The sequence below is a fragment of the Chitinimonas naiadis genome (assembly GCF_054780835.1).
Window position 1 is genome coordinate 111,958 of the sequence record NZ_BAAGVO010000002.1, and the last position, 14,241, is coordinate 126,198.

The following is a 14,241-nucleotide window of genomic DNA, read 5'->3' on the forward strand; positions in this document are numbered from 1 at the left end:
GGCGAGCCTCGACGGAAGCAAAAGGACAGCAATGCAAGCGAAAGTGCAGAAGATCAGTTGGCTCTTGGTTGGCACCGGCATGGGGGTGTTGTTGACGGCGGGCGCCAGTGCGCTGGCTGACAAGGACAAGCCCAGCCCGTTGCCGATCAATGAGTTGCGTGCCTTTACCGAGGTGTACGCCCGGATCAAGCAGGACTACGTCGAGCCGGTTGAGGACAAGAAGCTGATCAACGAGGCCATCAACGGCATGTTGACCGGGCTGGATCCGCATTCGGCCTATCTTGATCCCGAAGCCTTCAAGGACCTGAAGACCAGCACGACCGGCGAGTTCGGCGGCTTGGGTCTTGAGGTGAACGCCGAGGATGGCCTGGTGCGGGTGATCTCGCCGATCGAAGACACGCCGGCCTCCAAGGCAGGCGTGAAAGCGGGCGACTACATCATGAAGATCGACGATGTGCCGGTTCGCGGCATGTCGCTGAACGATGCCGTAAGCAAGATGCGCGGTAAGCCCAATACCACGGTATCGCTGACCTTGTTGCGCAAGGGCGAGACCAAGCCACTGGTTCTTACCCTGACGCGCGCCATCATCAAGGTGCAGAGCGTCAAGGCCAAGATGTTGGAAAGTGGCTATGGCTATGCCCGCCTGACCCAGTTCCAGGAACGCTCGACCGAAGATCTGGCCAAGGCGCTGGATGTGCTCTACAAGGAAAACAAGGCACCCTTGAAGGGCCTTATCCTGGATCTGCGCAATGATCCGGGTGGTGTGCTGAATGGTGCCGTTGGCGTGTCTTCGCTGTTCCTGCCGGATGACGCGCTGGTGGTCTACACCGAAGGCCGCGCGGCCGATGCCAAGCAGAAGTTCAACGCCAGCAGCGATTTCTACGCCGGTGCCGTCAAGGCGCTGCCGAAGGAAATCAAGTCAGTACCGCTGGTTGTGCTGGTGAATGCCGGTTCCGCCTCGGCATCGGAAATCGTCGCGGGCGCGCTGCAGGATCACAAGCGTGCCGTGCTGGTGGGTACCCAGACCTTCGGCAAGGGCTCGGTCCAGACCATCCTGCCGGTGAGCAAGGATTCCGCGATCAAGCTGACCACGGCGCGCTACTTTACGCCGAACGGTCGTTCGATCCAGGCCAAGGGCATCACCCCGGATATCGAGGTCGAAGAGGCTACCCTGAATGGCATCGAGAGCTCGGCCTTCCGCGTCCGCGAAGCCGATCTGGAACACCATCTGAGCAACCCGCAAGGTGGCGAGACCAAGGTCGATGCCAAGCCGGACGGCAAGCAAGGCGAGCCGGAAGCCAAGCTGGACACCAGCAAGGCCGACAAGAGCAAGGCCAAGTCCAAGACCAAGGATGGCAAGGACGGCGGCGATGAAGAGCAGCCGCTGCGGCCGGGCGAGATTTCCCTGAAGAAAGATTACCAGTTGCAGCAGGCGCTCAATGTGCTGAAGGTGCAGCAGGTGGTGAGCCGGACGACGACCGCCAAGGCGCAGTAGACGCCCGTCATTCAGTAATCTGGAGAGGCCCACCATCGGTGGGCCTCTCTTTTTGTGGTAACACGAGCTATAACGTTTTCATATCAGGCCGTGGGGAGACGACCGTGCACGATACCAATCTGCTGAAGAACCTGTTCACCATGGTGGGAGAAGGCAAGCTGGACCGCGCCAAGTTCTTCCAGATGTTGGCGCGTGTGGTGGTACAGGAGCTGGGTACCAGCCGTGGTAGCTTCTGGTTCTATGGCGGCGATCTAAAGGACAGCGTGGTATGCGAGAGCCTGTACGACGCGAGCGACAGCCAGTGGAGCAGTGGCATGGCGCTGAGCGAGGACGACTTCCCCGATTATTTCGAGGCGATGCGCGACCAGCATCAGATCATTGCCAGCGATGCCCGGCAGCATCCCGCGACCAGTTGCTTCAATGAGGTGTATTTCGAGCCACTGAATATCTATTCGCTGCTGGATGTGGGTATCACGGTCAACGACGTTCAGGTAGGGTTGGTCTGCTGCGAGCAGACCGCCGATATCAAGGAATGGAGCCAGGCCGACATCCAGTACCTGCAGCAGGTGGCGGCCATGGTCGGCCTCGCGCTTAAGCGCTTCGGTGGCTGAACGCCTTCCCTCAACGCGGTATCATGCAACGCCGTGCCGGATTTTTCACCGGACGGCGTTTTCTTTTGCGTGATGAGCCGCCATGTCCCAGCCAGCCGATTTTTCCGACGATGAACTGCTGCGTTACAGCCGCCATATCCTGCTCGATGAAGTAGGCATTGAAGGCCAGCGCAAGCTGGCGGCGGCGACCGTGCTGATCGTCGGCCTGGGGGGCTTGGGTTCACCGGCTGCGCTCTACCTCGCGTCGGCCGGGGTTGGCCGGCTACTGCTGGCGGACGCCGACACGGTCGAGCTGACCAATCTGCAACGGCAGATCGTGCACCGGCAGGATAGCCTGGGGCTGTCCAAGGTGGATTCCGCCCGGCGGACCCTGGCGAGCATCAACTCACTGGTTGTGGTGGAAGCGCTGGCTGAGCGACTGGAGGGGGACGCCCTGCAGGCAGCCGTCGCGCAGGCCGATGTGGTGCTCGATTGTTCCGACAACTTCCCCACCCGCCATGCGGTTAACCGTGCCTGCGTGGCGGCGGGCAAGCCGCTGGTGTCTGGCGCTGCGGTTCGTTTCGATGGGCAGTTCGCAGTGTTTGATCCGCGCGAGCCGGATAGTCCCTGCTACCGTTGCCTGTTCGCCGAGGACGGCGATGCCAGCGACGGACCCTGTGCCACGTTCGGTGTGTTGGCGCCACTGGTCGGGATCATCGGTGCCATGCAGGCAGCCGAGGCGATCAAGCTGCTGATCGGCATGCCCGCGCCGTTGGGCAAGCTGGTAAGCCTGGATCTGCGTACGCACGACTGGCGGACCTTGCGTTTCAAGCGCGATCCGCACTGCCCGGTCTGCGCTCAGTCCGGTTCGCTGTAGCCCAGGGCGTGCTTGGCGGCTTGGTATTCTGCGCTATCTCGCACCTGGACGAAGGTTTGCCATAGGGCTTTGACTTGTGCAGTGTCCGATTCATAGCGCTGGTGGGAGATGATCAGCCAGGTGGGGTAGACCCGGAAGGGGATGGGGTGCCGCTGGATGGTCGAGCCAAATTCCGCCACCTGCAGCAGTAAGGGATCGGCCGAAGGTGCCTGCAGCAGGGCACCGTCGACCATGCCGGCAGAGACCTTGCGCAGTATCTGGTACGGCGACTTGTCGCTTTCGTCAGTGGCCACGCCGGATTGCCGCAACAGGCGCGAGACGACAAAACCTGGCTGGACTGCGATAGGCTTGCGGTAGTTCTTCAGGTTTAAACCGTCCCAGAGCAGGGTCGATTGCTTGTTCCGGTACAGCATGTAACGGTCAATATAGAGCCGCAGCGCCGGGTCCGGCTTGCAGGCCTCTCCCGGGTAGACACCCATCTTGCAACGTTCCGGCAGAAAGCCCGCTCCCAGCACGCCATCGATCTGACCGGCCTTCATTTCCGCAAAACAGCGCTTCCAAGGCATGGCGACCAGCTCGATATGGCTGTCGCTGCGTTTGGCTGCCAGCCTCGCCATGACGGGGTAAAGACCTTCCTTGTCCTTGAGCACCCACGGGTAGGCTTCGTTGTCCTCATGGCAAAGCCGCCAGCTTGTCTGGGTGGCCCAGCAGGGGATCGCACCCAGCAGCAAACCTAGCAGCATCATCTGGCGTAGCGTGCTCATGCCTGCCTCTTCGGGTTTGCTGCGACGACTGTCTGGTCGAGCGCAAGTACTTCCCGTGCATTACGGCTGGTTGCCGCCTGGATGGTGGCGATGTCGGTCTGGCGCAATTCGGCGAGTATCGTGGCGATTCTGGCGAGGTAGGCGGGTTCGTTGCGCTGCTGGTAGGCCCACTCCGGCGAAATATCCGGTGCATCGGTTTCCAGTACCAGCGCCTCCAGCGGCAGGTCGGCCGCCAGGCGGCGGATATTCAGCGCCCGCTCGAAGGTGAGGTTGCCGCCAAAGCCCAGCTTCATGCCCTGGTCGACATAAGCCTGTGCCTGTTGCGGGCTGCCGTTGAAAGCATGGGCGATGCCGCGGCGTATGCCAAAGCGCCGCAGCTGCTTCAGTACCTGATCCTGGGACTTGCGGACATGCAGCAGTACCGGCAGATCGAAATCGCGTGCCAGCTTGAGTTGCGCGGCAAACAGCTCGGTCTGCCGGTTGGCGTCCAGGCCTTCCATGAAGAAATCCAGGCCGATCTCGCCAACGGCAACCGGCGCTTCGCGTTCGATCAGCTCCCGCAGTGCAGGGATGTGCGCCTCGCGATGGGTGCGTTCGTAGATGGGGTGCAGGCCAAGCGCCACCGGACAACCGTACAGGCTGCGCATGGACAGGGTCTTGGGCATGGTGTCGAGGGTAATGGCCGGCACCACCAGCATGCCTACATCGGCGGCGCGAGCGCGTACGACGACCTCGTCACGGTCGTGATCGAATTCCGGCGCGTCGAGGTGGCAGTGGGTATCGATGAACATGGGCAGGATGAGACTTTAGCAAGGCCATCGCCGGGAGGGGAGGGGAACTGAGGATTTGTGCGGCATTTATGTCGATTCGCTGGCTCTTATGTGCTGCGCTGGTGCATCCGGACAGGGTGGCGCACCTTGGCGGCGCTGCTTGGTGCGTGTTTACCGGCTGTCAGGGCGGATTTTGCTTGGCACGGGCGTTGCTGGCTACCAGCAGCCATCCACACCAAGGAGACCCGGCATGAGTTATACACGGCTGCTGAAGGCCATCGCCACAAGCGAACCGCGCCATCTGAGCCAGGACGAGACCCGCCAGTTGTTTGCCGCCATGCTCGATGGCGGCATCCCTGATCTGGAGCTCGGTGCCCTGCTGATGGCCATGCGACAGAAGGGCGAGCATGCGGCTGAACTCGACGGTGCGGCCGAGGCACTCGCCAGCCGTACCATGCATTTACCCAGCGGTGACCGGCCGGTGGTGGTGTTGCCCTCTTATGGTGGTGCCCGTGACGTCCCCAATCTGACGCCGCTGCTGGCCTTGTTGCTGCGCCGCTTTGATATTCCGGTACTGATACATGGTGAGCTGGACGGGCATGGTCGCGTGGCCAGCGTCTATGTGCTGCGCGAGCTGGGTGTGATGCCGGTCGCCAGCCTTGGCCGGGCGGAAGACGCGCTGGCGCGTGATGGCCTGGCCTTTGTACCGGTTGGCGCACTGGCACCTGGTCTGGCCGCCTTGCTGGCCTTACGCTCGCGGCTGGGGGTACGACATCTGGGGCATCAGGTGGCCAAATTGCTGCAGCCGTTTGACGATGCCCGTTCCCTGACCGTAATCGGTGCCACCCATGCCGACAGGCTGGAGCATTTCCGCCAGGTCTGCCTGACACGCCGTCGTCGTGCCCTGGTGCTGATGGGAACCGAGGGCGAACCGTTCGCACACCCCAGCCATCGGCCGGAGATCGACCTGTTGTGCGACGGTGAGCAGCAGGTGCTGTTCCGGGCCGAGAACAGTTCCTTTGCGCTGCCTGCCTCCTTGCCTGCGGGTCTGGACGCGGCGGCAACCGCGCGCTGGATCGAAGCCGCTCTGGCCGGTGAGGTGCCCTTGCCGACGCCGATACTCAACCAGCTGGCCTGTTGTCTGTATGGCATTGGCTATGTGGACGACATGAACCAGGCCAAGGCCATCGTCGCGGTCGAAGTGGGCATGCTGGCGCAGAAGCGCTTGCGCGCTGCCTGAGGGCGGGCGCAGCCGTTATTGCCCGGAGCTTGCGCCTTTTCCGGCGCGGGCGTTCGCTGAAGAAAATATCTGATCTCTATCCCCCATCTGGATGATGCCGACTGGAGCGTCGCTTGCTATAGCAAGGTATATGTTCTTGCAGGGCAAGCTGGCTCAAGTCGGGTAGGAGGGAGACCGCGCCAGCACAGACGCAGCATTCATGCGCTTGGCCTGCTGTCGCAGCGAACGTGCTGCCAAGGTGAAGGAGGATGCCCCATGAACCTGGCCCATGATCCGGACCGGCCCCAGCCTGGGCTGGTGCCCGGCCTCAGTGGTCTTGTCGACGGCAATAACGCCGGTGTCAATCGCATACTGCACGCGGCACGGACCCATCTTGGGATGGATATCGCCTTTGTGAGCGAGTTCGAAGAGAAGGACCGGATATTCCGCCATGTCGATGCGCAAGATCGTAGCCCCATCCATGCGGGCGACCGATTATCGCTGGACCAGGGCTATTGCCAGTTGGTCGTGAAAGGTCTGCTGCCCGAGCTGATCCCGGATACCAGCCAGGTACCGGCGGCCATGGCGATGCCGGAGACCACCCAATTGCCTATCGGAGCCCATCTGAGCGTACCCATCCATCTAGGAGATGGGCGTCTCTATGGGACCTTTTGCTGTTTCAGCTATGGGGCCGATCCCAGCCTGAATGAGAGGGACCTGCAGATGATGCGTATCTGTGCTGACCTGGTGGCCTATCAGATCGATGCCGAACTTGCGCTGACGCGCCAGACCGATGAGAAGTTCGCCTATGTGAAAGGAGCGATCAACCAAGGCGGCCCGGCGATTGTCTACCAGCCTATCTATCGCCTGGAGTCGGGCAAGATTTCCGGTATGGAATGCCTGTCGCGTTTTGATGGACGTCCGCTGCGGACCCCCGACATGTGGTTTGCCGATGCGGCCCAGGTAGGGCTGGGCGTGGAGCTGGAACTAAGTGCGATCCGCAAGGCACTGGCCGGCCTGGATGCGTTGCCGGATGACGTCTACCTCGCCATTAACAGCTCGCCGGATACCGTACTGAGCGGCAGGCTGACCGAGATGCTGGAAGGGATCTCGGGAGAACGACTGGTGCTGGAGATCACCGAGCACGCCCATGTGCCGGACTACCAGGACCTGCTGCAGGCCTTGGCGCCATTGCGAGCCCGTGGTGTCAAGATCTCCATTGACGACGCCGGTGCCGGGTATTCCAGCATGAGCCATATCCTCAATATGCGGCCTGACCTGATCAAGCTCGACATGAGCCTGACGCGCAAGATAGATAGCGATATGGCTCGCTACGCGCTGGCGGCGGCCTTGAGCGAGTTTGCGCGCAAGACCGGGGCGGACATCGTGGCGGAAGGGGTGGAGACGGCGGCGGAGCTGCGGTCATTGCGCTCGCTCGGCATCGTCAAGGCACAGGGCTACTACCTGAGTCGACCCCAGACCCTGCCAGACGCGGTTCGCCTGCTGGCGGCGAACTCCCGGCAACTGCATTAGGCCGCTCTGCGCCCGGCTGTCCCCGCAAGGGGGGAGGCAGCCTCGTCACTGCGAGGGTGAGGACTGGTGCAGAGGCTCCCCAGATGGAACGACCCGTAATGAAAACGGCCGGATCGTCATGATCCGGCCGTTTTTTCTTGACCCTGCTGTCCCTTAGCCAAGATCCAGCGTGTTGGTCAGGTCCCCGGGCGGTGGCGTGCCATGTGCCTTGAAGGCGGCGTTGCGGGTCGCGATCCCCTCCAGCATGGGCAGACCATGCAGGCGGCTGATAAAGCGGGCGATCGAGGTCGTGTCGTAGAAAGTGTGGTCGACCACGCCTTTCCTGGCGTGGGGCGACACCACGATGGCCGGTATGCGCGAACCCGGCCCCCAGCGGTCTCCCGCCGGCGGCGCGACGTGGTCCCACCAGCCGCCGTTTTCATCGTGCGTGATGATCACCATCATATTGGCCCACTGCGGGCTCTTCATCAGATGGGACAGGATATTGCCTACGTGCCGGTCGCCGGACTCGATGTCCGAGTAGCCGGCGTGCAGGTTCAAGTTGCCCTGGGGCTTATAGAACGCCACGGCGGGCAGTTTGCCGGCGATGGCATCGGCCAGGAAATGATTGGACCAGGGGCTGTCGCCCAGGCCGCCGTCGCGCAGATGCTGCTCGCGCGCCTTGGTACCAGGCCCGAACTGCTTGAAGTAGTTGAAAGGTTGATGGTGGTGCTGGAAGTTCGGGCTATCAGGCCCGCCCTTACCCTCCAGCGCGGCTTGCCAGGCGCCACCATACCAGGCCCAACTGACGTTTTTCGCCGACAGGAGGTCGCCGATGGTCTGGTAGCTCTGCGGTGGCAGCGTGGAGGGGTCATCCGGGTCGGCCAGATTGGGGTCGCCTCCGACGGCGGGCGAGACATAGCTCGGCTGATAGGGCGGCGACATGGTGTTGACAGCGTAGCCGTCCGGGGTGATCGCACCACTATGTTCAAACTTCGGGCTGCCCTCCATTGCCGACGCCGGGGATTTGGCCGACAACTTGAGTCGCGGACTATCGGCCGGACCATCGACCACCGCGATCTTCTTTCTGGCGGGGGACGTGTCGGCATTCGGATACTCCGGTACCCGGCAGGCGATCAGGAACTGGTGATTGAGATAGGAGCCGCCAAAGGCACCCATGAAGAAGTTGTCGCATAGCGTGTACTGCCGGGCGATCTGCCACATGTTCAGGTTCTGCGCGGTCTCGCTGTAGTAGCCCATTACCATGCCGCCCGAATCCCCCCAGGCGACGAACTGGTCGTTCTTGCCGCCATTGATCTGCATCTGGTTCTGGTAGAACGAGTGCACCAGGTCGCGGGTAACCACGCCCTCGGGTAACAAGCCGCCCTCGGCATCCCTGAGTTTGAACGGGGCGTTGGGCAGGCCGGTGATCTGGTCTTCGCTGATCAGGTAGCGCTTACCGTTGACGTACTGCCCTTTCTGCACAAGGCCACCCCAGATCTTGGGCAAGGTACTGAGTGGCGTCTTGCCATCCCGATCGAGCTGCTGATAGCGCGTAGCAGGCAGCTTGGACATGGGCTCCGCGACCCCCGGGAAATCACCGTAGAGGTTATTGAAGCTGCGGTTCTCCAGGTAGATCACCACCACGTTGCGGATCTTGGCCGCCAGCCTGGCATCGGGGGGGGCCGACGAGGGCAGTGGGCGAACCTTGCTCGCCGCATCGGCTTCACCAGGCAACGCTGCTGCGACACCCAGTGCCGCGATGCCCTGCAGCAGATGGCGGCGCGAGGGATCAGTGGGTTCGTCGTCGATGAGGTGATCGGGCGGAAGCGGAGCGTGGGTCATGATGGTATCAAGGCAATGAAGGAGGGGGCTGGCATAGCCCCCTCGCAGCATACTGCCTGCACGGGGCGGCGCAAGGGGCGTTCACGTTCTGATACCGGGCTTGCAAATAGACACGGCTAGAAGGGGCTGCATCGGACAGATGCAGACCGGCCCCGCCCATCCTGAAGAATGGAACGAGGCCGGTTTGCCCGACCGCAGTGCGGCCGGGAGGCTGACAGTGTTATTTATTGCAGGTGCTTCTTCAGCTCGCCCGATGCCTGGCTCATGGCGGCGCGTACTGCCGGAACCTGACTGACCACATTGAGCAGGCCATAGTCGTGGATCATGCCATTGTAGCGGGTTACGGTGACATCCACGCCGGCTGCGTCGAGCTTGCGGCCGTAGGCTTCGCCTTCGTCACGCAGTACGTCGAATTCCGCAGTCTGGATCAGGGCCGGTGGCAGGCCTTGCAGCTGTGCAGAACTCGCTTGCAGTGGCGATGCGTAGATCTCCTTACGCTGGCCAGCGTCGGTGGTGTAGGCATCCCAGAACCACTTCATCATCGGCCGGGTCAGGAAGTGGCCTTGTTCAAACTGCTGGTAGGAGGCCGTCTCGAAGTTGGCATCGGTCACCGGCCACAGCAGAAGCTGGAACTTGATCTTTGGCTCGCCCTTGTCCTTGGCCATCAAGGCGACTGCGGCGCTCATATTGCCGCCCACGCTGTTGCCGGCGATAGCCAGCTTGCTGCCGTCAACCTTGATCTCCTTGCCGTGGGTGGCGACCCACTTGGTGGCGGCGTAGATCTGGTTGATCGCCACCGGGTAGCGGGCTTCCGGCGACGGAGTGTAGTTCACGAACACCGCCGTGGCACCGGAGCCGGCGACCAGGTCACGCACCAGCCGTTCATGGGTGGGGTAGTCACCCAGGATCCAGCCACCACCGTGGACAAACATGAACACCGGCGTATTGCCCTTGACCCCGGCCGGCCGGACGATGGTCAGGTCGACCTGCTGGCCGTCCTGAGTGATGGTCTTTTGCGATACCTCGGCCTTGGGCAGTTCCAGCTTCACGCTGGCCTGTGCGCCTACCAGTACCGCACGGGCGTCCTTGGGCGCCAGGGTTTCCAGCGGCTGGCCGCCACCGGCCTCAAGTGCTGCCAGGAATTTCTGCGTCTGATGCTCCACGCCGGGGCTGCCGGCGGCAAAGGCGTTGCCGAGCGCGAGGGTCAGTACGGCGGCGGAGAAGGTTTTAGCGATGGCGTTCATGGTCTTTATCCTTTGAGCATTCGGGGCTGGGTAGCAGGGCGCTGGCTTACAACAGAACGATGCGGACTTCGATGTTGCCGCGGGTGGCGTTCGAGTAAGGACAGACGATGTGGGCCTTCTCGACCAGATCCTGGGCGATGGCACGATCAAGGCCTGGCAGGCTGATACGCAGGTCCACTTCCAGGCCGAAGCCGGTGGGGATGGCGCCGACACCGACATCGGCGGTGATCGAGGCATCGGCCGGAATGGCTTGCTTCGCCTGGCTGGCAACGTACTTGATGGCGCTCAGGAAACAGGCCGAGTAGCCGGCTGCGAACAGTTGTTCCGGGTTGGTGGCATCACCACCGGCGCCGCCCAGCTCTTTCGGGGTGGTCAGCTTGACGTCGAGCTTGCCATCGTTGGCAATGGCGCGGCCGTCACGGCCACCGGTGCTGGTAACGGTTGCTTTGTAGAGTACGTTCATGGTGATGCTCCTTTGCGTTGGTTGAATGGCGCTAATTAATTAGCGCGCTAACTAAATAAAGAAGGCAACTGCCTTGGTAATCGTGTTTGTTCGGTGAGAGGTTTGTGTCCGCCTGCACCGTGAGACGAAAGTTAATACACAAATAAATTGTGTGCAACTTATTTTTGGAAAAAAGTGTGGGGGTCGAATATCGATGTCTTCATTGCTTGGCTGAATGCTGTTTATTTACAGCAACTTGCCGGTTTGGCTAGCTCAGCCAGAAGCGGAAGGTCGCCCCCTGGCCGGGCAGGGAGTCGGCGCTGATGCCACCGCCGTGCCGTTGCAGGATGCGCTGCACGAAGGCAAGGCCGATCCCCTTGCCCTGGAAATCGGCCTCGTCGTGCAGGCGTTTGAAGGGTTCGAACAGTTCGGCAGCCCGGGCGGGATCGAAGCCGGCGCCGTTGTCACGTACGACGTAGACCTGCCGTCCCTGGTGTGGCTCGGCGTAGACCTCCACGCAGGGCTGGGCCTGCTTGGCGGAATACTTGGCCGCATTGCCGATCAGGTTATGCCAGACCTGCTTGAGCATGGCGGGGTCGCCTTCGCAACCGGGCAGGGGGCTGACCCGAATGCTGCAGGCCGGGTAGTCTTCTATCACCTCGGCCGCGATCTGGCGGGCCAGGCCGGTCATCTCGACCGGTTGCCGCTCGATGCCCTGCGCGCTGCCATGCGCAAACGCCAGCATGTGGCCGACCAGTTCATCCAGGGCAACGGCGTTGCCGGCGATGCGCTCCACCCATTTCATACCTTCGGGGCTCAACTGGTGGGCTTCGCTCTCCTGCAACAGGTCGGCAAATTTGACGATACGCCGCAAGGGCGCCCGCAGGTCGTGTGAGATCGACGAGGTAAAGGAGTCGAGTGTCTGGTTGACGGTGGCCAGTTCGTCGTTTGCCTCCGCCAGCGCCCGGTTGATATGGGTCAGCTCCCGGCCGCTGGCTTTTTCGCGTAGCAGGGAGGCCTGCAGGGCCTTGTTGCGCTCTATCAGGGCCAGGTCGTTTTCCAGCGTGGTGCGGAACACGTCCATCAGGCCGCAGACATGGCTGTCGGGCGATCTTGGCTGATCGTCGAGTATGCAGATGGTGCCGAAGATCTCGCCGTTCTCTCGGCGTATCGGCAAGCCGTAGTAGAAGATCAGGCCCAGGCAAGCGGTCGGGTTATCCGCCATATCGGGCTGCAGGCGAGCGTCTTTGACCAACAAGGGCTCGCGTCGCCGTATCACGTTGGCACAATAGGAGTTGAGTTCCAGCGCAATGCTCTGTCCGGCCGTGTAGCCGTGCTGGCCGTTACTGTTGACGGTATGAAAGACGAGGGTCTGGTCGTCCGCCTTGTTGATCATGGCGCACGGTACCTTCGCATGGAAGGCCAGCAGGTCGATCAGCGACTGCCAGCGGGCGATCAGCGCGTCGGCGTTATCGGCATGGATATCGTGCTGCTGAACCATTGCTTACCCCCTGGGTGGCAAACCGACAATCGCTGTGCCGGCCTTCTGGCGCCATCGCAAACCCGTTCCTAAGCATGGTCCATCGCGTTGGGATTTGCTAATGCAAACTGAGGAGGGTGAAATGGAACGGGGCAAGGGTTTTCCCGCGGCTTGAAGATCACCGATTCGGACGCATCTGCACGGCAATGACGCGGCCTCATGGTGTGGCTGCCTGCACTGGAAAGATCCCCCATGACCCAGCAGCTCAAGATCGATTTCGTCTCCGACATCTCCTGCCCCTGGTGCGCCATCGGCCTGAGCGCGCTGCAACAAGCGGCCGCGCGGGTGGCCGGCGACATTACGCTGGATATCCATTTCCAGCCGTTCGAGCTGAACCCGAACATGGCCACGGAAGGTCAGGACATCGTCGAGCACCTTGGCGAGAAGTATGGCCTGACTGAAGCGCAGACCCAGGCCAATCGCGAAGGCATCCGCGCGCGCGGGGAGTCAGTCGGCTTTACCTTCGACATGGCCAAGCGTGCCCGTATCTACAATACCTTCGACGCCCATCGCCTTTTGCACTGGGCCGGTCTGGAGGGTCGCCAGCTGGCGCTGAAGCAGGCCTTGTTCGCTGCTTACTTCACCCATGGCGAGAACCCGAGCCAGCATGCGCTGCTGGTTCGTCTGGCCGGCGAAGTGGGGCTGGATGTCACCGAGGCAGCCGAGGTACTGGCGACCGACCGCTATGCTGCGGAAGTGCGCGCCCAGGAACAGTTCTACCAGCGTAACGGTATCAACTCGGTACCGGCCATCATCATCAACGAAAAGCACCTGATCTCTGGTGGCCAGCCGAGTGAGGTATTTGAACAGGCTTTGCGCCAGATTGCCGCTGGCACCGCTTGAAGTCTGCCGTCGGGATAAGTGGCTGTCTTTGTCTAGACTGAAGTCCGGGCAGGTCAATCGGTGGAGAACGTACCATGGCGGCATCGCTACCCCAGAATGAGGCCGCTCGGCTGGAGGCGCTCAATCGTTATGCCATCCTCGATACCTTGGAGGAGCGTGCCTACGACGACATCACGTATCTGGCTTCCCACATCTGCCAGGTGCCGATAGCCGCCATTTCGCTTATTGCTGCCGAGCGCCAATGGCTCAAATCCAAGGTGGGGCTGGACGCCAGCGAGATGGCGCGTGAGTTTTCCTTTTGCTCTCATGCCATCCTGAATCCCGGCGAGGTCATGGTCGTCAACGATGCCACCCACGATCACCGGTTTCAGGCGAATCCAATGGTGCTGGGAGATCCGCATATCCGCTTTTATGCCGGTGCGCCGCTGGTGACCGCTGAAGGGGAGGCTTTGGGTACCATCTGCGTAGTCGATCGCATACCCCGGAAGATCGATGCACGCGAGCAGGCAGCCCTTCAGGCATTATCGCGACAAGTCATGGCGCAGTTGGAATTGCGCCGACTGGTTGCCGAGCTGGATAAGCTCAGTAGCCTGGATGGCTTGACCGGCATATTCAACCGTCGTGCGCTGGATCTGCGTTTACACGAGGAATACTTGCGCGCGGAGCGGACCCATGCCGCGCTGTCCTACCTGCAAATCGACGTTGATCTGTTCAAATCCTTCAATGACACCTTCGGCCATCTCGCTGGCGACGAAGCGCTTCAGCAGGTGGCGACGGTGATCAAGGAATCGGCTCGCGGCTATGACTTTGTCGCCCGTTACGGTGGCGAAGAGTTTGGCGTCATCTTGCCTACTACCGACCGAGCAGGTGCCATCGAGCTGGCCGAGCGTGTGCGCCAGCGTATTGTCGAGGCCAACTGGCAGCACAGGCCCGTGACCGTCAGCATCGGCGTCGCCACCAATCCACCCGAGCGGCAGGCACATGGTTTGCTGGAACAAGCTGACCAGGCGCTGTATCGCGCCAAACAGCAAGGCCGTAACCGGGTAGTGCATTTCGGCCTGTGAAACTGGCCGCCTACCACTGCGGCCGGTAATGAGGAG

General features: G+C 61.8%; 13 protein-coding genes. 7 read left to right on the top strand and 6 right to left on the bottom strand.

Features of this window, described 5'->3' with window-relative positions; all coding sequences use genetic code 11:
• The first annotated feature begins 31 nt into the window (after window positions 1-31).
• From ACYVHK_RS02805 to ACYVHK_RS02815, 3 genes are all read left to right on the top strand, one after another.
• A complete protein-coding gene (locus ACYVHK_RS02805) occupies window positions 32-1,495 on the top strand; it encodes a S41 family peptidase (protein WP_460527374.1) in 1,464 nt (487 codons plus the stop codon).
• A 104-nt stretch (window positions 1,496-1,599) separates the two neighbouring features.
• Window positions 1,600-2,106: a GAF domain-containing protein gene (locus ACYVHK_RS02810; RefSeq protein WP_460527376.1), complete on the top strand. Its 507-nt coding sequence runs from the start codon at window positions 1,600-1,602 to the stop codon at window positions 2,104-2,106.
• Between the two features lie 82 nt (window positions 2,107-2,188).
• Window positions 2,189-2,962 (top strand): HesA/MoeB/ThiF family protein, encoded by a 774-nt coding sequence (locus ACYVHK_RS02815; protein ID WP_460527378.1) that lies wholly within the window; start codon window positions 2,189-2,191, stop codon window positions 2,960-2,962.
• Here the strand turns inward: ACYVHK_RS02815 and ACYVHK_RS02820 are convergent.
• Both ACYVHK_RS02820 and ACYVHK_RS02825 read right to left on the bottom strand, forming a co-directional pair.
• On the bottom strand, window positions 2,944-3,726 hold the full coding sequence (locus tag ACYVHK_RS02820) for a substrate-binding periplasmic protein (protein ID WP_460527380.1): 783 nt from the start codon (window positions 3,724-3,726) through the stop codon (window positions 2,944-2,946). The two genes, ACYVHK_RS02815 and ACYVHK_RS02820, sit on opposite strands and share 19 nt — an antisense overlap.
• The gene (locus tag ACYVHK_RS02825) at window positions 3,723-4,517 is read right to left on the bottom strand and encodes a TatD family hydrolase (RefSeq protein WP_460527382.1); all 795 of its coding nucleotides are present in this window, start codon (window positions 4,515-4,517) and stop codon (window positions 3,723-3,725) included. Before ACYVHK_RS02825 ends, ACYVHK_RS02820 begins: the two co-directional genes overlap by 4 nt.
• Window positions 4,518-4,746: 229 nt before the next feature.
• Here ACYVHK_RS02825 and ybiB point away from each other — a divergent pair, with 229 nt between their 5' ends.
• The gene (gene ybiB / locus ACYVHK_RS02830) at window positions 4,747-5,736 is read left to right on the top strand and encodes a DNA-binding protein YbiB (RefSeq protein ID WP_460527384.1); all 990 of its coding nucleotides are present in this window, start codon (window positions 4,747-4,749) and stop codon (window positions 5,734-5,736) included.
• 255 nt (window positions 5,737-5,991) lie between these two features.
• Window positions 5,992-7,248: a sensor domain-containing phosphodiesterase gene (locus tag ACYVHK_RS02835; RefSeq protein WP_460527386.1), complete on the top strand. Its 1,257-nt coding sequence runs from the start codon at window positions 5,992-5,994 to the stop codon at window positions 7,246-7,248.
• Window positions 7,249-7,401: 153 nt separating this feature from the next.
• Here the strand turns inward: ACYVHK_RS02835 and ACYVHK_RS02840 are convergent, their stop codons facing one another.
• From ACYVHK_RS02840 to ACYVHK_RS02855, 4 genes are all read right to left on the bottom strand, one after another.
• Window positions 7,402-9,072, bottom strand: a complete 1,671-nt coding sequence (locus ACYVHK_RS02840) for an acid phosphatase (RefSeq protein ID WP_460527388.1) — start codon at window positions 9,070-9,072, stop codon at window positions 7,402-7,404.
• A 224-nt stretch (window positions 9,073-9,296) separates the two neighbouring features.
• Window positions 9,297-10,316 (bottom strand): alpha/beta hydrolase, encoded by a 1,020-nt coding sequence (locus tag ACYVHK_RS02845; RefSeq protein WP_460527390.1) that lies wholly within the window; start codon window positions 10,314-10,316, stop codon window positions 9,297-9,299.
• 46 nt (window positions 10,317-10,362) lie between these two features.
• Window positions 10,363-10,779, bottom strand: coding sequence for an organic hydroperoxide resistance protein (locus ACYVHK_RS02850; protein ID WP_460527392.1), 417 nt, complete (start codon window positions 10,777-10,779; stop codon window positions 10,363-10,365).
• A gap of 247 nt (window positions 10,780-11,026) precedes the next feature.
• On the bottom strand, window positions 11,027-12,259 hold the full coding sequence (locus ACYVHK_RS02855; protein ID WP_460527394.1) for a sensor histidine kinase: 1,233 nt from the start codon (window positions 12,257-12,259) through the stop codon (window positions 11,027-11,029).
• A 231-nt stretch (window positions 12,260-12,490) separates the two neighbouring features.
• On the opposite strand from ACYVHK_RS02855, the gene ACYVHK_RS02860 reads away from it, so the two are divergent.
• On the top strand, window positions 12,491-13,141 hold the full coding sequence (locus tag ACYVHK_RS02860; protein WP_460527396.1) for a DsbA family oxidoreductase: 651 nt from the start codon (window positions 12,491-12,493) through the stop codon (window positions 13,139-13,141).
• 74 nt (window positions 13,142-13,215) lie between these two features.
• Window positions 13,216-14,205 carry a sensor domain-containing diguanylate cyclase gene (locus tag ACYVHK_RS02865; protein WP_460527398.1) on the top strand — a complete coding sequence of 330 codons (990 nt, stop codon included), beginning with the start codon at window positions 13,216-13,218 and terminating at the stop codon, window positions 14,203-14,205.
• The last annotated feature ends 36 nt before the right edge of the window (window positions 14,206-14,241 follow it).

Bases quoted from the DNA above. Each gene is read 5' to 3' on its own strand.
- ACYVHK_RS02805 (WP_460527374.1), top strand. From the start codon at position 32: ATGCAAGCGAAAGTGCAGAAGATCAGTTGGCTCTTGGTTGGCACCGGC.
- ACYVHK_RS02815 (WP_460527378.1), top strand. From the start codon at position 2,189: ATGTCCCAGCCAGCCGATTTTTCCGACGATGAACTGCTGCGTTACAGC.
- ACYVHK_RS02820 (WP_460527380.1), bottom strand. From the start codon at position 3,726: ATGAGCACGCTACGCCAGATGATGCTGCTAGGTTTGCTGCTGGGTGCG.
- ACYVHK_RS02825 (WP_460527382.1), bottom strand. From the start codon at position 4,517: ATGTTCATCGATACCCACTGCCACCTCGACGCGCCGGAATTCGATCAC.
- ybiB (WP_460527384.1), top strand. From the start codon at position 4,747: ATGAGTTATACACGGCTGCTGAAGGCCATCGCCACAAGCGAACCGCGC.
- ACYVHK_RS02835 (WP_460527386.1), top strand. From the start codon at position 5,992: ATGAACCTGGCCCATGATCCGGACCGGCCCCAGCCTGGGCTGGTGCCC.
- ACYVHK_RS02840 (WP_460527388.1), bottom strand. From the start codon at position 9,072: ATGACCCACGCTCCGCTTCCGCCCGATCACCTCATCGACGACGAACCC.
- ACYVHK_RS02845 (WP_460527390.1), bottom strand. From the start codon at position 10,316: ATGAACGCCATCGCTAAAACCTTCTCCGCCGCCGTACTGACCCTCGCG.
- ACYVHK_RS02850 (WP_460527392.1), bottom strand. From the start codon at position 10,779: ATGAACGTACTCTACAAAGCAACCGTTACCAGCACCGGTGGCCGTGAC.
- ACYVHK_RS02855 (WP_460527394.1), bottom strand. From the start codon at position 12,259: ATGGTTCAGCAGCACGATATCCATGCCGATAACGCCGACGCGCTGATC.
- ACYVHK_RS02860 (WP_460527396.1), top strand. From the start codon at position 12,491: ATGACCCAGCAGCTCAAGATCGATTTCGTCTCCGACATCTCCTGCCCC.
- ACYVHK_RS02865 (WP_460527398.1), top strand. From the start codon at position 13,216: ATGGCGGCATCGCTACCCCAGAATGAGGCCGCTCGGCTGGAGGCGCTC.